At 51.2% G+C, this 19,255-nt stretch carries 17 protein-coding genes; 1 reads left to right on the top strand and 16 read right to left on the bottom strand.

Translation table 11 applies throughout. The features are described 5' to 3' along the window. The first annotated feature begins 450 nt into the window (after positions 1 to 450). Positions 451 to 639 (top strand): 50S ribosomal protein L28, encoded by a 189-nt coding sequence (gene rpmB / locus WH45_RS13120; RefSeq protein WP_017814700.1) that lies wholly within the window; start codon positions 451 to 453, stop codon positions 637 to 639. 242 nt (positions 640 to 881) lie between these two features. Here the strand turns inward: rpmB and rpe are convergent, their stop codons facing one another. The 16 genes from rpe to dapF all read right to left on the bottom strand — a co-directional run bounded on the left by rpe (position 882) and on the right by dapF (position 19,158). Next, complete coding sequence (gene rpe / locus WH45_RS13115) at positions 882 to 1,544, bottom strand: ribulose-phosphate 3-epimerase (protein ID WP_046214862.1); 663 nt, start codon at positions 1,542 to 1,544, stop codon at positions 882 to 884. 2 nt (positions 1,545 to 1,546) lie between these two features. Then, positions 1,547 to 2,479 (bottom strand): ribosome small subunit-dependent GTPase A, encoded by a 933-nt coding sequence (gene rsgA, locus WH45_RS13110; RefSeq protein WP_046214861.1) that lies wholly within the window; start codon positions 2,477 to 2,479, stop codon positions 1,547 to 1,549. Between the two features lie 47 nt (positions 2,480 to 2,526). Further along, a complete protein-coding gene (pknB, locus tag WH45_RS13105) occupies positions 2,527 to 4,749 on the bottom strand; it encodes a Stk1 family PASTA domain-containing Ser/Thr kinase (protein WP_046214860.1) in 2,223 nt (740 codons plus the stop codon). Continuing rightward, a complete protein-coding gene (locus WH45_RS13100; RefSeq protein ID WP_046214859.1) occupies positions 4,746 to 5,519 on the bottom strand; it encodes a Stp1/IreP family PP2C-type Ser/Thr phosphatase in 774 nt (257 codons plus the stop codon). Before WH45_RS13100 ends, pknB begins: the two co-directional genes overlap by 4 nt. 6 nt (positions 5,520 to 5,525) lie before the next feature. After that, on the bottom strand, positions 5,526 to 6,572 hold the full coding sequence (rlmN, locus tag WH45_RS13095; protein WP_046214858.1) for a dual-specificity RNA methyltransferase RlmN: 1,047 nt from the start codon (positions 6,570 to 6,572) through the stop codon (positions 5,526 to 5,528). 220 nt (positions 6,573 to 6,792) lie between these two features. Continuing rightward, the gene (gene rsmB, locus WH45_RS13090; RefSeq protein WP_082096774.1) at positions 6,793 to 8,274 is read right to left on the bottom strand and encodes a 16S rRNA (cytosine(967)-C(5))-methyltransferase RsmB; all 1,482 of its coding nucleotides are present in this window, start codon (positions 8,272 to 8,274) and stop codon (positions 6,793 to 6,795) included. Next, positions 8,271 to 9,206 carry a methionyl-tRNA formyltransferase gene (gene fmt, locus WH45_RS13085; RefSeq protein ID WP_046215164.1) on the bottom strand — a complete coding sequence of 312 codons (936 nt, stop codon included), beginning with the start codon at positions 9,204 to 9,206 and terminating at the stop codon, positions 8,271 to 8,273. The genes rsmB and fmt overlap by 4 nt, the downstream gene beginning before the upstream one ends. A 24-nt stretch (positions 9,207 to 9,230) precedes the next feature. Further along, a complete protein-coding gene (gene def, locus WH45_RS13080; RefSeq protein ID WP_046214857.1) occupies positions 9,231 to 9,710 on the bottom strand; it encodes a peptide deformylase in 480 nt (159 codons plus the stop codon). 215 nt (positions 9,711 to 9,925) lie between these two features. Beyond that, positions 9,926 to 12,481: a primosomal protein N' gene (gene priA / locus WH45_RS13075; protein ID WP_046214856.1), complete on the bottom strand. Its 2,556-nt coding sequence runs from the start codon at positions 12,479 to 12,481 to the stop codon at positions 9,926 to 9,928. Continuing rightward, positions 12,478 to 13,707, bottom strand: coding sequence for a bifunctional phosphopantothenoylcysteine decarboxylase/phosphopantothenate--cysteine ligase CoaBC (coaBC, locus tag WH45_RS13070; RefSeq protein WP_046214855.1), 1,230 nt, complete (start codon positions 13,705 to 13,707; stop codon positions 12,478 to 12,480). Before coaBC ends, priA begins: the two co-directional genes overlap by 4 nt. Positions 13,708 to 14,165: 458 nt before the next feature. Further along, on the bottom strand, positions 14,166 to 14,399 hold the full coding sequence (rpoZ, locus tag WH45_RS13065) for a DNA-directed RNA polymerase subunit omega (RefSeq protein WP_046214854.1): 234 nt from the start codon (positions 14,397 to 14,399) through the stop codon (positions 14,166 to 14,168). Positions 14,400 to 14,445: 46 nt separating this feature from the next. After that, positions 14,446 to 15,018 carry a guanylate kinase gene (gene gmk, locus WH45_RS13060; protein WP_046214853.1) on the bottom strand — a complete coding sequence of 191 codons (573 nt, stop codon included), beginning with the start codon at positions 15,016 to 15,018 and terminating at the stop codon, positions 14,446 to 14,448. Positions 15,019 to 15,085: 67 nt separating this feature from the next. Next, positions 15,086 to 15,346, bottom strand: a complete 261-nt coding sequence (gene remA / locus WH45_RS13055) for an extracellular matrix/biofilm regulator RemA (RefSeq protein WP_017814687.1) — start codon at positions 15,344 to 15,346, stop codon at positions 15,086 to 15,088. Between the two features lie 63 nt (positions 15,347 to 15,409). Then, on the bottom strand, positions 15,410 to 16,297 hold the full coding sequence (locus WH45_RS13050; protein WP_046215163.1) for a YicC/YloC family endoribonuclease: 888 nt from the start codon (positions 16,295 to 16,297) through the stop codon (positions 15,410 to 15,412). 32 nt (positions 16,298 to 16,329) lie between these two features. After that, positions 16,330 to 18,222 (bottom strand): bifunctional homocysteine S-methyltransferase/methylenetetrahydrofolate reductase, encoded by a 1,893-nt coding sequence (locus tag WH45_RS13045; RefSeq protein WP_046214852.1) that lies wholly within the window; start codon positions 18,220 to 18,222, stop codon positions 16,330 to 16,332. A 99-nt stretch (positions 18,223 to 18,321) separates the two neighbouring features. After that, complete coding sequence (dapF, locus tag WH45_RS13040; protein WP_046214851.1) at positions 18,322 to 19,158, bottom strand: diaminopimelate epimerase; 837 nt, start codon at positions 19,156 to 19,158, stop codon at positions 18,322 to 18,324. Positions 19,159 to 19,255: the final 97 nt, after the last annotated feature.

The raw sequence follows: 19,255 nt of genomic DNA, 5'->3' as shown, positions 1-19,255 counted from the left end.
AAATTCCCCTTCCTCATGTATCCATACCAGCTCTGTCCGGGTTGATATTTGGACAGAACGCATTGTTGAGTTTTCATTTTCAGTAGTCATCTAATTGGTAGTGTAAAAGAGCGTACATGGGTTACTTATACGCTGCTTGTTCTTCACCCGTTCCAAATAATTTAGAACCACGTACTTGTACCAAGTACCAATAATGGGCAAAGCCTTATGTGATGCGGTCTGTACCGCTGCATGCGGACCTCTGCAGAGCCGCATTGCCACCCTGTCAGCCAGCAGATTGCAGCCTGCTGATCATGCAAAAAAAACACATATTGAACTACCTTATATTGTACTATAACCCTGTAAAGAAATAAATAAAGTATTTAGAAGTGTTGACGTTGCTTTCTCGATTGTGATAATATGTTATGAGTGTTGTTTTCATGCACTTTTTCGGAAATAGGAGGTGTAACTATGGCTCGTAAATGTTATGTAACTGGTAAAACAGCTGGCAGCGGTAACAACGTATCCCACGCTAACAACCGTAACCGCCGTACTTGGGGCGTGAACGTTCAAAAAGTTCGCATCCTCGTAGACGGTAAACCAAAACGCGTATACGTAAGTACTCGTGCTTTGAAATCCGGTAAAGTTACCCGCGTATAATGATATGTCGATGAAGAAAGCATCTCTACTTACATAGAGATGCTTTTTTGCTGTCTTTTTTGTATCCTCTGATCTTATGATCCTGGAATTATACGTGTAGAACATATAGCAAAAGCGCCGATACGATGAGGTATCGGCGCTTTTTTTAGCCAGTCAATAGCATTAGATTGAAGTTGGTTGGCTTCCAATCCCGTCTGTTTCTAGAATGCTCTGTACAACAAATTCTCATTATGTGATTCTGCTTAGTGCAGGCTGTCACGAATGCTCTGAATCGCTTTGGCACGATCCGGTGTGTTGAATACAGCGCTGCCTGCTACGAGTACATCCGCACCTGCTTCGACAACCTGTTTGGCTGTGGAAGCGGTAATGCCACCATCCACTTCGATATGCAGAGCCGTATGGCCCATTTCATTGGCCCATTTGCGAATTTCGCGGATCTTGTTCACGGTACGAGGGATAAATGCTTGTCCGCCAAAGCCCGGATTCACGGTCATAACGAGCACCAGATCGACATCTTCCAGCACTTCACGAATCGCTGCTGCCGGAGTAGCCGGATTGATCGCTACACCTGCTTTGACGCCGTGTTCCTTGATCAGATGAATAACCCGATGCAGATGCGTACAGGCTTCTGCATGAACTGTAATCATCTGTGCACCCGCTTTGACGAAATCTTCCACATAGCGATCCGGATTCTCGATCATCAGATGCACGTCTTTGAACAGACCGGTATGGGCTGAAATGGACTGCATAACAGGTGCACCGAAAGTAATATTCGGTACAAAGTGTCCATCCATTACATCAATATGCACCCAATCCGCTCCACCGCGCTCGACTTCAGCTACTTCTGCCAGCAGTTTACCAAAATCGGCCGACAGAATGGAAGGTGCTATTTTCACCTTATGCATAATTAATACCTCCGCTTCTCATCTTTCATTTCCTGATAAAATTGCTCATAGTGCTTGTACCGGGTACTGGCGATCTCACCGTTATCCAGTGCATCCAGAACCTTGCAGTCCGGTTCATGCAAATGGGTACAACCACGGAATTTGCAGCCGCCCGAATAGCGGTTGAATTCACGGAAGCATGAGCCAAGATCTTCGACTCCCAGCTGTGTAAAGTTCAACTGGCTAAAACCTGGCGTATCAGCGACATAACCGCCGCCTTCCAGTTCGATCAACTCTACATGACGGGTCGTATGCTTACCGCGGCCAAGGCGCATACTGATCTCGCTTGTATTGAGATCACTGCCTGGAATGACCTTGTTCAGCAAGGAAGACTTGCCCACACCGGACTGTCCGGCAAACATGCTGATCTTGTTGTTCAGCTCCTGACGGATCTGATCCGTACCCATATCCAGCTCGGCACTGGTCAGAATTACCTGGTAACCAATATCTTCATACAGCTTTTTGGCCCGCTCCACCGCTTCGCGCATTCCGGTATCTTCTTTGTCTTCTGCACGCAGAAGATCCATTTTGGTAAAGCAGATTAACGGTTCCAGGCCCGCATGCTCGATATGTACCAGAAATTTATCCAGCAGGATAAGACTCAGATCGGGTTCCTTGACCGAGAAAAGCAGGACAGCCTGGCGAATATTAGCCACAGGAGGACGGATCAATTCCGTCCTCCGTGGCAATATTTCTTCTACCGTGCCTTCTCCATTTTCAGTCAATGAATAGATAACCTGATCGCCTACCAGAGGAGACTCTCCTCTTTTTTTGAAGATTCCGCGGCCGCGGCACTGAATGGTCGCCGGCTGGCCTGCGGGAACTTCTTCATCATTCTGCTGAGGTTTCACATAATAATATCCGCTTAGCGCTTTGACGATTAAGCCTTCTGGCATGTAATCCGTCCTCTCATTGATCTTGCATTTTGGATAACGACATTCGGTTATGGGGTGCTTGTGTCACTGCCGATCTCATCGGTATTTCCATTGCCCTGGCCATTTCCGTTTCCCTGACCATTGCCATTTCCCTGGCCGTTTCCATTGCCCTTTCCATTACCTTTACCTTCACCGTTAACCGCAGTTGGATCATCGGTTGCCTCATCTTCCGGAGGAGTTGTCTCCTCGGCTGGTGGAGTAGGAGTCGTCGGTGGAGGCGTAACTTCTCCGGTATTTTCAGGTTCCACTACACCTTCCGGGAGTGTACCCTGCTTGGCTTCATTGTAACCAATCGCAAACGTGTCCAGGAACTGTCCATCACGGTAGACTTTCACGACGCCATTCTGGTTCGGGTCCAGCACCATATTGACCTGAAGCGATTTGCGGGAGTCGATCGTCTTGGTTCCCCAATCACGGTCAGCTCCGCGTGCATCCGTATAGACAATATTGATTTTGCTTGTCTTGCCGGCGGTAGCCGGTGGTACGGATACGGTATACGTATAATTCAATGCTTCCGGCGGATAACCGGTACTTACCCAAATATCAACCGCACTTCCTTTGGCTACTGAACCGCCAGGCTGTGGATTCTGGCGGGTTACTTTGCCTTTGTCGACCGTATAGCTTGCTTCCTGCTGCACACTGCCTGCCTTCAGACCTGCTGAAGAGATTTTGGACTGTGCATCCGATTGGCTGATTCCGGCTACAGATGGTACTGAAGTCGTCGATACTCCTTTGCTGACGATGAGTGTGACCGGCTGGGATTCCGGATCGACATCTTCATTGGCACCCGGCTTCTGATCGAATACTACGCCCGCTTCCACGCTTTCATTATTCTCATCCTGTCTTACAATCTGGTCATCCTTGAAGCCCATCTCAATCAATTCCTTACGGGCATCATCATAGGATGAATTGGTAAAGTCAGGCATTTTTTTGAGTTCCTTGGCCATGGCGACACTGAGTTTGATCTTAGTGTCTTTTGAGACCATTGCATTTGGCTGCGGGTCCTGTTCATATACCGTACCCGGAGCAATGCCTTCCTGATACTCACGATGAACCTCTTCCGCAACGTCTAGGCCATATTTTGCGAGTTCCACCTGAGCCTGCTGCTCAGTCATGTTGGTGACGCTCGGTACGGCAATTTCGTCCTCATTCAGCGTCTTATTTACATAAAATACAATGAGGAACATGATCAGCAGCACAGCCAGCACCGAAGAAACGATAATGATCGTTTTTTTGCGGTTCTGCTGCTTGGAAGCCGCCGTGCTTTTGCTTTTGCCTCTGTCTCTCTCCATGCTTCGCACCTCATCATCCGGCAGACCGACCGGGATGGAATTGGGACGAATCGCCGATACGACCTTGGTCTGCTCGTCATCATCGTTACTTGCAAAGTAGACTCTGGATTCCGTACTGCGTTCCGGCAGCAGACAGGTATCCAGATCCGTCAGCATATCGTGCGCAGAATGATAGCGTTCTGCAGGATTTTTGCGCATGGCTTTCAGTATGATATTCTCTACGCTCTGCGGGATCAGCGGATTGATGCGTCTCGGATCTTCAAATTCATCCTGAAGATGCTTCAGCGCTACACTGATCGGGCTTTCTCCCTGAAACGGAAGTCTGCCGGTCAGCATCTGGTAAAGAACAATCCCCAGCGAATAGAGATCGGATTTTTCTCCTGTTGTTACACCTTTGGCGTGCTCGGGAGAAAAATAATGTACAGAACCGACCACAGAGCCGGTCTGCGTAATGGTGGTGGAAGTAACCGCCCGGGCAATCCCGAAGTCTGTTACCTTTACCCGTCCATTACGGCCAATCAATATGTTATGAGGCTTGATATCACGGTGAATAATCTGATTATGATGGGCGTGTTCCAGCGCATCGCAGATTTGCGTCGCAATCCGTACGGCTTCTTCCACCGGCAGCGGAGCACGTTCTTTGATAATTTCGTTCAGGTTCTGTCCATTGACATACTCCATAACGATGTAATGAATATCGTCTTCCTGTCCGACGTCGTAGATGCTGACGACGTTCGGGTGAGACAGCGATGCCGCCGATTGTGCTTCACGGCGGAATCTGCGGATGAACTCCTCATCATATACAAACTGCTGGCGCAGTACCTTGATCGCTACATGACGATTCAGCAGTACATCCTTGGCCCGGTAGACGAGTGCCATACCACCGCCGCCGATTTCTTCCAGTACTTCATAGCGGCCGCCGAGAATACGTCCTATCATGATGTCCACCCCTTTGTATCCGACCCGGGTGCAGAGTCATTGATTTCGAACAGGGCAACCGTAATATTGTCTTCGCCACCGGCTTCCAGTGCGAGTGTGACCAGATGCTTGGCACGATCTTCCAGCGGAATCCCCGCCAGTGCAACCGTCTCGATCTGATCACCGGTGACCATATTGGTCAAACCGTCGCTGCAGAGCAGCAGCACTTCTCCGGAGGAGAGCTGAATATCATCCAACTCCACGCTCACTTCAGAATCCGTACCGAGTGCTCGGGTCAGCACATTGCGCCGCGGATGGGCCGCAGCCTCTTCCTGGCTGATCTGTCCCGTCTTGAGCAGCTCGTTGACGAGACTGTGATCCTGCGTCAGCAGACGCAGTTCATCCTCACCGACCAGATAGGCACGACTGTCTCCGATATGCCCGATCACGCCCTGATTGCCGCGCAGCAGCACCGCTACTACCGTGGTACCCATGTTATAGTAATCGCTGTTCGTCTTTGCCATATGAAAAACAATATCGTTGGCATGCAAAATAGCGTCATGAAGCGCCGCACGAAAAGCTTCAGCCGACAATCCGGCTTCCAGTCCCTGCAGATCACTAACTATCGTCTGTACGGCCAGCTGGCTGGCTGTGTCGCCTGCCCGGTGGCCGCCCATTCCGTCTGCTACAATACCAAGTGTATATTCTTCCTGTATATTGCCGATCCACACCGAATCCTCATTAACCTGCCGAACGCGTCCCTTATCACTCAGTTGCGCTGCTCTAATCAACTCTGCTCACCTCGCTGTCGACTCCATATGCTTCGCACGCAGCTGTCCGCAGGCTGCAGCGATATCGTGTCCCTGCTCACGGCGGATCGTTACGTTAACGCCTTTGTCCGCCAGTATACGCTGGAATTCAAAAATATCCTTGCGCGGTGTACGCACATAGTTACGTTCAGGCACATAGTTGACAGGGATCAGGTTGACGTGGCACATCATATCTTTGAGGACGTTTGCCAGTTCTTCGGCATGCTCCGGACGGTCGTTGACGCCGCCGATCAACGCATACTCAAACGTAATCCGGCGACCGGTTTTTTCCATATAGTAATGCAGGGATTTCATCACATCATCAAACGGGAAGCGGCGGTTAACCGGCATCAGCTTGGAACGCAGCTTGTCATTTGGCGCGTGAATGGAGATCGCCAGGTTGATCTGGGTTTCTTCATCTGCAAATTTGTAGATATTCGGTACGATACCGCTTGTGGATACTGTAATATGACGCTGACCGATATTCAGGCCTTTTTCGTGAATCATGATGCGCAGGAACTTCATGGTCGCTTCATAGTTCTCGAACGGTTCGCCGGAACCCATGATAACGATACTGCTGACACGCTCATTGGTCTCATCCAGAATCTTCTGCGCCTGAACAACCTGGGCTACAATCTCGCCGGCTGTCAGGTTACGCTTCAGTCCGCCAAGGGTAGATGCACAGAATGTGCAGCCGATCCGGCAGCCGACCTGTGTCGTTACACAGATGCTGTTACCATAGTTGTGACGCATAATAACCGTCTCAATCGCATGATCATCATGCAGACCGAACAGGAATTTTACGGTACCATCCTTGGATTGCAGCTTGGTAATCTCGCTCAGTGTCACAAAAGAAAACTGGTCGTTCAGCTTGGCGCGCAGTCCTTTGGAAAGGTTGGTCATTTCCTCGAAAGAAGATACACGCTTCACATACAGCCAGTCAAAAATTTGCCCTGCACGGAAAGCAGGCTCGTTATTTTCTTGCACCCATGCCTGGAGATCCTCCAGGGAATAATCATATATAAAGGGTTTCATTGAATTTATCACACCTATTCTTCATATCTTATTTTGTAAATCATTTTTGTTCATTTACAATACGGTTTACATCGGGTTTGCATCTTTACTATTTTAGCACAAAAAAAAGAAAGCCTAAAGAGGTACCCGCCAGCTTCTGCTGTTTTAAAGCGAGAGCATCGTCTGACGTACCTGCTGTAGGCCATTATTGTTCATCGATCGGTTGTGCTAAGACCATATACTAACTCATTCTGCGCAAAGCCGCAATATAAAATCCGTCCGAATGGTAATCCTGCGGCAAAATTTGCAGTCCGATACTGGATTCATTGCTTTTCTTGCCGGCTGAGCCGCGCTGCTGTGCTGCTTCCTTGAGCGGATTCAGCGGTGTATCTGCCGGTTCAAAGTCAGAATTGTGATCCAGGAAGCGGCGCACCACATACTCATTCTCGCTGTATTCAATCGTACAGGTGCTGTAGACCAGAATACCACCCGGCTTCAGCAGTGTGGATACCTGCTGGATCAGCTGCTGCTGCAATTCCGAGATATCCTGAATATCCTGTGGGGATTTGTTCCATTTGAGATCCGGCTTACGGCGAATTACGCCAAGTCCCGAGCAGGGAGCGTCCAGCAGAATACGGTCAAAGGAAGCAGCCGGGTAACGATCCACTAGTGTCAATGCGTCCCCAATTGCCGTCTCGATCACATTCAGATGCAGACGCTCTGCCTGATCGTCGATCAGCTTGCGCTTATGATCATGGATATCATTGGCGACAATACATCCTTGATCTTTCATTTTCTCCGCCATATGCGCCGTCTTGCCTCCGGGAGCTGCGCAGCAGTCCAGCACGTTCATGCCGGGCTGCGGCTGCACGGCCTCGGCGACCAGCATGGAGCTCTCATCCTGAATGGAGATCAGTCCATCGCGATACCAGTCCGTCAGTGCCATATTGCCGCTGCCTCCTACCAGTATGCCATCAGGCGCTACTGCAGAGGGCTGTGCATAATAACCAGCTTCATTCAATGTACGCATCATTTCTTCCCGGGAAATGCGGAATGTATTGACCCGTACGCTGACAGCAGGCGGCTCATTGTTAGACATGCAGATCTGCTCTGCTGTCTCTTCCCCGTACTGCTTGATCCAGCGTTTGACCATCCACTGGGGATGGGAATACTGCAGAGAAATGCGCTGCGCTGCCGGAAGCCCTTCAGGGATCGCAAGTTCATCCAGCTGTCGAATCACATTACGCAGAACGCCATTTACCATGCCGGATACGCCCTGATGCCCACGCTGCTTGGCGATATTAACCGCCTCGTTCACTGCTGCATGTGCAGGGATGCGATCCAGATAGTAAAGCTGGTAAAAGCTCATGCGCAGCAAGCTGCGCACCCATGGCTGCAGCTTCTGCATCCCCTTGGTGACCAGCTGATCCAGAAAATAGTCAATAGTATTCAAATGCGCCATTGTACCATAGACAAGCTCGGTAGCCAGTCCGGCATCGGAACGCTCCAGATTGGCCTGGATAAGCGCCTGATTAAGCTTGAGGTTGCTGTAGGAGCCTTCCACTTCCACATCGGTCAGTACATTGAGTGCCACGTCACGGGCCGACAGTTTGCGAGTGGAGCTGCCGCTGTTGCGGCGCGAATGGGTACTGCGCTTTGTTCCGGCTGATTGACCGGCAGAGTTACCCTGTCCATGGCTGCTGTTGTTCTTCTGATCGCTCACTGGAACACCGTGCCTTTGGTGAGGGACGTACCACGCACAAAGTCTGCTGCACGCAGCGCCTTTTTACCGGCAGGCTGCACTTCAGTCAATGTGATCACACCATCGCCCGTACGGACGGTAATGCCTTCCGGCCCCATGTCCACCACTGTTCCCGGAACTGCATCGGCTGCTCCTGCAGGCAGTGAAGCTGATGAATCCGGACGAAGGGTTTTCCATACTTTGAATACTTCATCATTCCAGAGCGTGAATCCGCCGGCAAAAGGCACCAGTCCGCGAATCTGGTTATAGATGGCGCGGCTATCCTTCGACCAGTCGATCTTCTCGTCGTCCCGTGTCAGGTTCGGTGCATAGGTCGCCTGTTCGTCATCCTGCGGCTCCGCTTCTAGGGGACCTTCGAGTAGACGCGGCAGCTCTTGGCGCAGCAGTACAGCGCCTGCTTCGCTCATTTTGGCAAATAATGTACCTGAAGTATCTTCATCGGTAATCGGCACTTCCAGACGGGAGATCATATCGCCCGTATCCAGACCTTCGGCCATATACATCAGTGTAATGCCGGTCACTGTCTCTCCGTTGATGATTGAACGCTGAATCGGCGCTCCGCCGCGATATTTGGGCAGCAGTGAGCCATGGATATTCACACAACCAAGACGTGGCAGATCAAGCACCGCTTTGGGCAGAATCTGTCCATAGGCTGCAGTTACGATCAGATCCGGTTCATAGGCAGCCAGCTCGGCTACAGCTTCGGGACTGCGCATGCGCTGCGGCTGCAGTACAGGCAGAGCATGCTCCAGCGCGGCTGCTTTGACCGGTGTAGGTGTCAGTATTTTTTTACGTCCTTGCGGACGGTCCGGCTGCGTCACTACACAGACCACATTCATGCCTTCTTCCAGCAGTACGTTCAGGCTGGCTACGGCAAATTCGGGTGTTCCCATAAATGCAATTTTAACAGTCAACGCTTATTCTCCTTCCTCGTCCAGTCTGCGGTCATAGACACGCTCGGCAATATCGGTGAATAATACACCATTCAGGTGATCAATCTCATGCTGAAGGGCACGTGCCAGCAGCTCGCGTCCGGTAATGGTAATTTCCTGTCCATTGCGATCCAGACCTTTGACCGTTACTTCCATCGCTCGGCGCACTTCTCCGTTCAATGCCGGAATACTGAGGCAGCCTTCCGAACCGAATTGCTCTCCGCTGCTCGCTACAATCTCCGGGTTGATGAGTTCGATCAGACCATGCTCATCTCCTACATCGACTACGATTGCGCGTTTGAGTATGCCGACCTGTGGTGCGGCCAGACCTACTCCATCCGCGTCGTACATGGTGTCTGCCATATCGGTCAGCAGCTTTTGTACGTTGGGAGTAATTTTGGTAACTTCTTTTGCTTTCTTATGCAATACCTCATCCGGTTCTTTTACAATAATACGAATTGCCATCGTGCATCCCATCCTTTATCTGTTTTCCATCATCTTGTTGTTCTGCAGCCTCTGCCGCAGCTATTACGATTCGTTACCGCTCTACCTGACGATCATTCATACACGTACGCAGAGCACAGGGCAGCACTTCAACAGCTGCTGCCCTTCACTCCTATCTATCCTCTGCATATTGCATCGGTTACTCTACAGAATGCCGCTAATAATTACCCGGCTGATCACATCAATACCTGCGGGTCCACATCGATGCTAATCTGCAGATCCTTATCACGTACGCTGTCCTGAAGCTGCTCAGATATATGCTCTGCCAGCCGGGAAACGTCCATATCTCCACGCCATTTTATCATACATTGGAATCTGTATCTATTTTTTAGCCTTGGAATCGGGGAAGCGACCGGTCCCAGCACATCCAGCGCTTCAGTAGAGAAGCGTTCCAGACTGCCGAGCCAGCCCAGCTTGTGCGCCTGATCCTTGACCATCTGCACATAATTCTCGGCAATCCGCACGAGCAGCGGCAGCTTTTCATGGGAAAAGGTGATCAGTGCCAGCCGGCAGTATGGCGGATAGCTGAGTACCTGGCGATGCTTGAGCTCTTCACGTACAAAGGAAGCATAATCATGCCGGCTCGCATGGACCACCGAGTAATGATCCGGGTTGTACGTCTGCACAATTACTTCACCCGGCAAATGGTGGCGCCCTGCGCGCCCGGCGACCTGGGTCAGCAGCTGGAACGTTTTCTCGGCGGCACGGAAATCGGGCAGATGCAGCGCCGAATCGGCAGCGATGACGCCGACAAGCGTTACATCAGGGAAATCCAGCCCTTTGGCGACCATCTGCGTACCGAGCAGCAGATCGGCCTGCTTGTCCCGGAAACGGTTCAGCAGCTTCTCATGAGAACCTTTTTGTGTCGTTGTATCCACGTCCATCCGTACGACGCGGATGCCGGGGAACAGTTTGGCCAGTTCTTCCTCGACCCGCTGTGTACCTGTACCAAAGTAGCGAATATGCTCACTATTGCATTCCGGACAGGTCTCTGGCGCCGGCTGAGCATGACCACAGTAGTGGCAGCGCAGATTGTTGGAGCGCTGGTGGAACGTGAGCGAGATATCGCAGTTCGGACATTCCGCCACATATCCGCATGTACGGCACATTACGAAGGTGGAGTGGCCGCGCCGGTTCAGCAGCAGTACGATCTGCTGCTTTTTCTCCAGTCGGTCTTCAATCGCCTGATGCAGTGGACGGCTGAACATAGAGCGGTTGCCTTCCTTGAGCTCTTCGCGCATATCGACGATATGCACCTCGGGCAGTTCACTTCCAAGCGCACGGCCATGAATTTCCAATAGTGCCGGATTGAATTCATCGCTGCTCTGGGAACGGGCTGCATGATAGCTCTCCAGGGAAGGAGTAGCCGAACCGAGAATGACGACAGCTCCATGCTGATGAGCACGGTGTACCGCCACATCGCGGGCATGATATTTGGGGCTCTCTTCCTGCTTGTAAGAAGTCTCATGTTCTTCATCCATAATGATCAATCCCAGATTGGCAAAAGGAGCAAAAATCGCCGAACGCGCACCGATCGCCACCAGTGCCTGACCTTCGCGGATTTTGCGCCATTCGTCATAACGCTCTCCGCTGGAGAGGCGGCTGTGCATTACTGCCACATGATCGCCAAACCGGCTCTTGAAGCGCTCAACCATCTGCGGGGTCAGGGAAATCTCCGGTACGAGCATAATCGCCTGCCGATCCTGCTCTATGACGCGCTGAATCGATTGCAAATATACCTCTGTCTTACCGCTGCCTGTAATGCCGTGAACCAGAAATTCGCCTTCGGTCCGTGTGTTCAGGCGTTCAACAATCGCGTTATAGACCATTTGCTGCTCACCGGTCAGCACAAACGGCTGACTCGGTGCAAAGCTGCGGTCTTTGTAAGGGTCGCGGAACACTTCCATATCCCGGATCACAATGTATCCTTTATCCGCAAGCGACTTGACGGTTCCGGCTGTCACACCGAGTACGGTCATGATGTCCTTGAGCGGAATCTCGCCACCCGTATCTGCGATAAAGGTGAGTACTTCCTTTTGACGCCGCGCTTTGACCGGGAATTCTTCAATAATGGTACGAATCTCATCTTCCGGTAAATGCAGGGCAACCGTACGAATCGTTTTCTTCTGCACTTTGTCACGGATGCTGCGGCTTTCGGATAATACACCACGCTGGAGCAGCTGCTTGATCACATCCGCCTGATTGGCGAACTTGCGCGTCAGCTGCTCCATACGCACTTCCTGCTGCTTTTGAATATAGGTAACGATCTGGGCTTCGCTATCAGTCAGCTCGTCCACCGTCTCGAACAGCACCAATTCATCCAGATTCTGATGCTGCAAATCCGTTTCCCGTTCTGCCCATTCCGAACGATCGGTTACCCGGATATAGCGCTCCGCCTTGCCTTTGAGCGCGGCGGGGAGCATGGCTTGTAAAGCTGTAATTCGGTGACAGGCATACCGGCCGCTCATCCATTCCGACAATTCCACCAGATCTTCGGATAACGGTGGCGTCAGATCAAGCAGTTCCTTGATTGGCTTGAGCTTGACTGGCGGAGTGTCCGACTCCATGCTCAATCCCACGACAAATCCCTGCAATGTCCGCGGACCAAAGGGAACCCCAACCCGGCTGCCGATCTCCAGCCAGCCTTTCATCGATTCGGGAATAATATAATCAAACGGCCGATCTGTCCCCCGGCTGGGCACATCGACAATAACCTGGGCAATTCTGCTCATGAAGCAGACACCCCGTTCAGTCGGCTTGCAGCAATTGACAGCAGCCGGAAGGCGACATCGTCCTTGCTCATTAGCGGCAGATCTTCTACCAGTCCCTGAGCATCATAAATCTGTACTTTATTGGTATCGGTGCCAAAGCCTGCTCCGGCGATAGTGACATCATTCGCCACCAGCAGATCACAGTTTTTGCGTATGACTTTACCCATCGCATATTCTGCGACATTATTCGTTTCGGCGGCAAAGCCAATCAGGAACTGATTGTTTTTACGCTGACCGAGGCTTTCCAGAATGTCGGTTGTTTTTTCCAGTTCGAGCACCAGATTTTCATCATTTTTTTTCATTTTGGTCGCATGAACCGTCTTGGGACGATAATCGGCGACCGCGGCAGTCTGGACCATAATATCCGTATGACTCCATTCTCCGATTACGGCCTCATACATGTCCTGTGCAGATTGTACTCGTACGGTATCGATTCCTTCAGGCAATGGTACCTGCACCGAACCGGCAATGAGCCGTACATCCGCACCCATTGCATAAGCGGCACGAGCAACCGCAATACCCATTTTGCCGGAAGAGTCATTGGTGATATAACGAACAGGATCAATTCGCTCAATCGTACCTCCTGCCGTCACCGTCACTTTACGTCCAGCCATCAGATGACGCATCTCTTCACGCTGCTGCTGGGCAGCAAAGAAATCATGGACTACCCGAATAATTGTCTCCGGTTCTTCCAGACGGCCTTTGCCTACATAACCGCAGGCCAGCATGCCCTCACCCGGTTCAATCATGAGTACGCCGCGGCTGACCAGCGTATTCATATTCTGCATAATCGCCGGATGCTGATACATATGCACATTCATCGCCGGAGCGATCATAATCGGAGCCGTTGTCGCCAGCAGCATGGAAGAAAGCATATCGTCTGCCAGACCGAGTGTCATTTTGGAAATGGTATTGGCCGTCGCCGGGGCAATCAGCACGAGATCGGCCAGATCCGCCAGATGAATATGGGTGACCACTTCCGGATTGCGCTCGTCAAATGTATCGATATGAACAGGATTACGGGAAAGCGTCTGCAGCGTCAGCTCTGTAATGAATTTGGATGCCGAGTCCGTCATGATGACATGCACGTCCGCACCCTGCTTCACAAGACCACTGCACAGTGCAGCCGCTTTGTAGGCCGCAATACCGCCGGTAATACCAAGTACGATCTTTTTACCTCTTAGCATCTATTTCCCCTGCTTTCCTGTAGAGTAATGGGATTGAAAAATGTCCTTCATATATAGTCGAAATATATCGTATGATGATAAATTTCAGCCTGTCTATAGAGCCATTCTTGTAAAAAAGAGCGCACATTCAGCCCTCTGACAAGATCATGTTCAATCCTTTAATTATACCTCTTTTTCGAAAAAAAAGTAACCGGAAGAAAGAGCTTCTTCCGGTTATATATGCAGTAAATAATTAAGTTATCGGTAACCCATATCATTCGGATGGCGGCTAAAATATACCGTTCCTTCACCGGCTGATCGGTGCATTGTCTTTGGAAGCCAAACTGTACAGTTCTGACCTTTTGCACACAAAAAATAACAACCTCACGGTTGTTATCCTTGTCTGTCGACACGTTGCCCGACAGGTGTATTCATCCACTACCAACAGCGCCAGCCTGCTGACGCCTCTGCAGTAAGGGTTAGTTATTTTCGCGGTCGCTTTGCTCCAGTTCAGCTTCGGTTCTGCGCTCAATCTTGATATTGTCATTGTAGATTTCTTCCAATGCAACACCTACATATTTGTGGGAACGCGCATCATGCAGTTCACTTTTGCTGCCATCGCGCAGTTGTCTGGCACGGCGGGAAGCTGCTACAACGAGCGAATACTTGCTGTCTACTTTGTTCATCATTTCATCAATGGAAGGATATAACATGAATACGCACCTCTTCATCGTGCTGAAAGCTCAGGCTTCCAGCCTCTTATTTGCGGATCTTGCAGTGCTCGGCGATAATAATGCTCTCAATGCGCTGACATGCCAGATCAATCTCATCATTTACAACGGAATAATCATAATGCTTCATCATTTCAAGCTCATCCGCAGCAACTGTCATACGGTTGTTGATCGTGTCTACCGTCTCGGTACCGCGATTTTGCAGACGATTCTGCAGTTCTTCAAAAGATGGAGGGGTCAGGAAAATAAATACGCCTTCCGGGAACTTCTCCATTACCTTAAGTGCGCCCTGTACTTCAATTTCCAGGAAAATATCATTTCCTGCCTCCAGTGTTCTATCCACAAAATCACGAGGAGTTCCATAATGATTACCCACATATTCTGCATATTCAAGCAGCATATCGTTATCAATCATTTTTTTGAACTCATCATGCGTTTTGAAGAAATAGTTCACACCTTCAACTTCGCCGGTTCGCGGCTGGCGAGTCGTCGCTGATACGGAATAGATCAGCTCGGGCTTGCGGATACGAAGTTCTGCACTTACGGTTCCTTTACCCACACCGGACGGACCGGATAATACAAATAATAATCCCTTAGCCATGGTACACTCCAATGCAGGGCTGCCGACCATCGTTGCAGGAGCAAAGAGGCCGACAGCCTGTTTTTGTTTATTCGTCGTTATCGTCGTCTTTGAGAGACAGGCGATGTGCTACCGTTTCCGGCTGTACAGCCGAGAGGATGACGTGGTCGCTATCTGTAATGATGACCGCACGGGTACGTCTTCCGTAGGTTGCATCAATCAGCATATGACGGTCACGTGCCTCCTGGATAATACGTTTGATTGGCGCGGATTCCGGGCTTACGATTGAAATAATCCGGTTCGCGGATACAATATTACCAAAGCCAATATTGATAAGTTTGATTGCCATCTTCAGGTTTTTCCCCCTATACATTTGACTCAATCGCGCCGAAATAAGGTCGCTTGTTGGTCTTTATTCCAAATTGGCGGCTTGTTCACGGATTTTTTCCAGCTCCGCTTTCATCTCGACGACATGGTTAACTAGAGCCAGATGATTAGCTTTGGAACCAATCGTGTTCACTTCCCGGTTCATTTCCTGAAGCAGGAAATCCATTTTGCGTCCGATCGGGTCATCGGCATGCAGCAGATTCCTGAACTGTTCAAAATGACTCGCCAGACGCGTCAATTCCTCGTCAATATTGGAACGATCCGCAAAGATGGCGATTTCCATCCCTACTCGGGATTCATCCCAGTGAAAGCTTCCGTCCTGAAGCTCTGACAGGCGCTGCCGCAGCCGGAGTCGATGTTCTTCCACTACCGTAGGAGCCAGTCGGCGCATCTCGGTATAGATCTGCTCCAGATGGTCGAGCCGTCCGCGCAGATCTTCCGTCAGATGACGTCCTTCTCTGGCACGCATCTCAAGCAGGCCTGTCAGCGCTTCGCCTAGACCTTGCTCCAGCAGCTCTCTCCACTGCTCCGGATCATCATCGTTCCCATTCTCCTGAACGGTCATGACCCCGGGCAGCGACAGCAGCTGATTAATATCCAACTGGCCTTCCAGCTCCCCGAGCTGCTGCAGCTCGCGGGCCGCCTGAATATAGGACCGGGCTGCTGCCTGATCAAGCTTCAGTGCTGCCCGCTCGCCGCCATCCTGCTCTTTATTCACAAACACGTCGATCCGTCCCCGCTTGAGCTGGCTCTGTACCAGCCTGCGCAGCGTATCCTCGAGACCGGCCCATTCACGGGGCAATCGGAGCATCACTTCACAGTAGCGGTGATTGACGGATTTGACTTCAATCTGGATTTTGTAGCCGCCATATTGCACGGCGGACTGACCGTATCCGGTCATACTGAATGACATCGGCATCACATCCGTTATCCTATTGTAATTGATTATTTACCATGAAACAAGGGGTTTGGACGCTGCTTTGCTTTTGCCCATACATATTCGGTGAGCTGTGCGCTCATATCATACAGCATAAATGGAGTCATAATATAAATCCCGTTAAAATACTCCAGCGCCACATCGAGCAGTTCCTTGGCAATCGCCACCCCGGTCTGTCTTCCGTCTGTGCCTTCCAGTCCGGCCATACGGCCGCGGATATGATCCGGCAGTTGAATGCCCGGCACCTCATTATGCAAATATTCGGCATTGCGCCCGCTTGCCAGCGGCATAATGCCGATAAATACAGGGACACTCAGATGTCTGGTCGCTTCACGCATATCACGAATCAGCTGCTCGTCATAGACCGGCTGGGTCATAATATAATCGGCTCCCGCAGCGATTTTCTTTTCCAGCCGCTGAACAGCTTTATCCAGATGCTTTACATTCGGGTTAAAGGCAGCCCCGACCACAAAGCGTGCACGGTGCTTGAGCACTTTACCGGAGAAAGCAATCCCTTCATTCAGCTGCTTGATCATCTTGATCATATCAAATGAAGTCATGTCATATACCGAGCTGGCACCCGGCAGATCGCCGAATTTGGACGGATCACCCGTTACCGCCAGCACATGATCCACCCCCAGCGCATTCAGTCCCATCATATGCGACTGGTTGCCGATCATGTTGCGGTCCCGGCAGGTCACATGTACGAGTGGGCGCAATCCCGTCTCTCGCTGCACCAGATGGGCGAGTGCCATATTGCTCATCCGCGTCACCGCCAGTGAATTGTCAGCCATCGTGACCGCATCAGCGCCGGCTTTTTTGAGTGCTTCCGCGCCGGCCATAAATCCTGTGATATCCAGATCACGCGGCGGATCGAGTTCCACGATCACTGTCGGTCTTTCGTTGACGAGTTCGACCAGCGTCGGCGGCGTATCTTCGCGGTCGGAACCCCAGCCGCCGAGAATGTCCTTCTCCATCGTAATGCTCACCTGCGGCGTGGGAACCTGCACCTTCGAGAAATCGAGCGGAGCTGGCACATAATCCGCCAGCGCACGCGCAATCGCGGCAATATGTTTTGGCGTCGTTCCGCAGCAGCCGCCGATCACTCTCGCACCCAGCTCCGCGAGCCGGATCGAGCTTTGACCAAAATAGGATGGCTTTGCCTTATAGCGGTATTCGCCATCCACATAGCTGGCTACTCCGGCATCAGGATACACGGACAGCGGCAATGATACTTTGCCCCGTACGTATTCCAGTGCCCGCATCGTTCCGTTGGGGCCTACCCGGCAGTTCAGTCCGACCATATCCGCCCCTGCCTCGGTTAATATGGCAAAAGCATCCGGCAGACTGTACCCGTCCAGCGTACGCACCGCATCTTCGACCGTCAGCTGGCAGATGACCGGAATATCGGTCAGCTTGCGCACCTGCTTGAGCGCAACAGCCAGTTCTTCCAATTCAAAAAAGGTCTCCAGCAAAATGCCGTCCACCCCTTCTTCCAGAATCGCATTCAGCTGCTGTCTGAAATATTTGCGCAGCTCCGGCAGCGGCGTATTCGAACGCTTGCCTTCCCGGATCGCTCCGACCGAGCCGACCACATAGGCCTGCTCACCAGCAGCCTTGCGGGCAATCCGCACACCAGCACGGTTAATTTCTTCCACTTTATGTTCAAGCCCGTACTTGGCCAGCTTTTCATGATTGGCAGAAAAGGTATTCGTCTCCAGCATCTCTGCCCCTGCATGGACATACTGACGATGCACATCTTCAATAATATGCGGACTCAGCAGGTTCAGTTCCTCATAGGAAATACCTACCGGGAATCCCAACTGATATAAATACGTTCCCATTGCTCCGTCGCCTACAATGACACCTTCTGTCCATCTTGCTCGCAAATCCGGCTTCATCTGCTACACCTCGCTGTATCAATTTACGCTTAATGTATCACAAAACGTAAGCAAATCCAGGCGAAAATGGCTGATATAGTTAAAAGGTATAACCGGGCCTCAGTCGAGCGTCTGTCCGGTGTATACGGTCATTGCCGGACCGGTCATATAGACATGATTACTGCGTTCATCCCACTGTATATACAGGTCGCCGCCTTTGAGCGACACATGGGCACTGCGATCGGAATATCCATTCAGTACCGAAGCCACCAGTGTGGCACAGGCACCGGTACCACAGGCCAGTGTCGGCCCTGCTCCGCGCTCCCATACTCTCATGTCGATCCGTTCGCGGCTCTGTACGGTCGTGAACTCGACATTCACTTTGCGAGGGAACAGCGGATGGGTCTCCAGCAGTGGTCCCCATTTATGAAGGTCAACATTCACCGCATCGTCGACATAGATGACGCAGTGCGGGTTGCCCATCGATACGGCGGTAAAATGAAATAGCTTCCCCTCCACCTCAATCGGCTGGTTGATGATCGGATTGCCTTCCAGGGCTACCGGGATCAGGGAACCTTCCAATATAGGCTCACCCATATCGACACGTACCGTAACCGCTTTGCCATTTTCCGCCTGTACCGTGACTGCCTGTACGCCTGCACCAATCGTCTCGATCTGAATCTCGGCGCTGGATATCAGACCGCGGTCAAATACATATTTGGCTACACAGCGGATGGCATTGCCGCACTGCTCCGCTTCCGATCCGTCTGCATTGATAATCCGCATCATATAATCCGCACGGGCCGAAGGCAGTATGAATACAAGCCCGTCCGCGCCGATTCCAAAGTACCGGTTGCAATGCCGGATGGCCAGCTCCGCCGCATTGGCGGGCAGAGAAGGCTCACCGTACACCACGATAAAATCATTGCCAAGTCCGTTCATTTTGGTAAATTCCATCGTCATTCTCTCCCCTGAATATGCTGTTCAATCACTTCCTACTGGGTAAGCATACATGATACGACTATAAATTGCGAATGCTTTGTGGCATGATAGA

It is taken from the genome of Paenibacillus wulumuqiensis (genome assembly GCF_000971965.1).
In the GTDB taxonomy this organism is placed as follows: domain Bacteria; phylum Bacillota; class Bacilli; order Paenibacillales; family Paenibacillaceae; genus Saccharibacillus; species Saccharibacillus wulumuqiensis.
The sequence above is the reverse complement of the archived record's forward strand: the minus strand, read 5'-3'. Positions and strand labels throughout refer to the sequence as shown.

Bases quoted from the DNA above. Each gene is read 5' to 3' on its own strand.
- rpmB (WP_017814700.1), top strand. From the start codon at position 451: ATGGCTCGTAAATGTTATGTAACTGGTAAAACAGCTGGCAGCGGTAAC.
- rpe (WP_046214862.1), bottom strand. From the start codon at position 1,544: ATGCATAAGGTGAAAATAGCACCTTCCATTCTGTCGGCCGATTTTGGT.
- rsgA (WP_046214861.1), bottom strand. From the start codon at position 2,479: ATGCCAGAAGGCTTAATCGTCAAAGCGCTAAGCGGATATTATTATGTG.
- pknB (WP_046214860.1), bottom strand. From the start codon at position 4,749: ATGATAGGACGTATTCTCGGCGGCCGCTATGAAGTACTGGAAGAAATC.
- rlmN (WP_046214858.1), bottom strand. From the start codon at position 6,572: ATGAAACCCTTTATATATGATTATTCCCTGGAGGATCTCCAGGCATGG.
- fmt (WP_046215164.1), bottom strand. From the start codon at position 9,206: ATGGGAACACCCGAATTTGCCGTAGCCAGCCTGAACGTACTGCTGGAA.
- def (WP_046214857.1), bottom strand. From the start codon at position 9,710: ATGGCAATTCGTATTATTGTAAAAGAACCGGATGAGGTATTGCATAAG.
- priA (WP_046214856.1), bottom strand. From the start codon at position 12,481: ATGAGCAGAATTGCCCAGGTTATTGTCGATGTGCCCAGCCGGGGGACA.
- coaBC (WP_046214855.1), bottom strand. From the start codon at position 13,707: ATGCTAAGAGGTAAAAAGATCGTACTTGGTATTACCGGCGGTATTGCG.
- rpoZ (WP_046214854.1), bottom strand. From the start codon at position 14,399: ATGTTATATCCTTCCATTGATGAAATGATGAACAAAGTAGACAGCAAG.
- gmk (WP_046214853.1), bottom strand. From the start codon at position 15,018: ATGGCTAAGGGATTATTATTTGTATTATCCGGTCCGTCCGGTGTGGGT.
- remA (WP_017814687.1), bottom strand. From the start codon at position 15,346: ATGGCAATCAAACTTATCAATATTGGCTTTGGTAATATTGTATCCGCG.
- WH45_RS13050 (WP_046215163.1), bottom strand. From the start codon at position 16,297: ATGTCATTCAGTATGACCGGATACGGTCAGTCCGCCGTGCAATATGGC.
- WH45_RS13045 (WP_046214852.1), bottom strand. From the start codon at position 18,222: ATGAAGCCGGATTTGCGAGCAAGATGGACAGAAGGTGTCATTGTAGGC.
- dapF (WP_046214851.1), bottom strand. From the start codon at position 19,158: ATGGAATTTACCAAAATGAACGGACTTGGCAATGATTTTATCGTGGTG.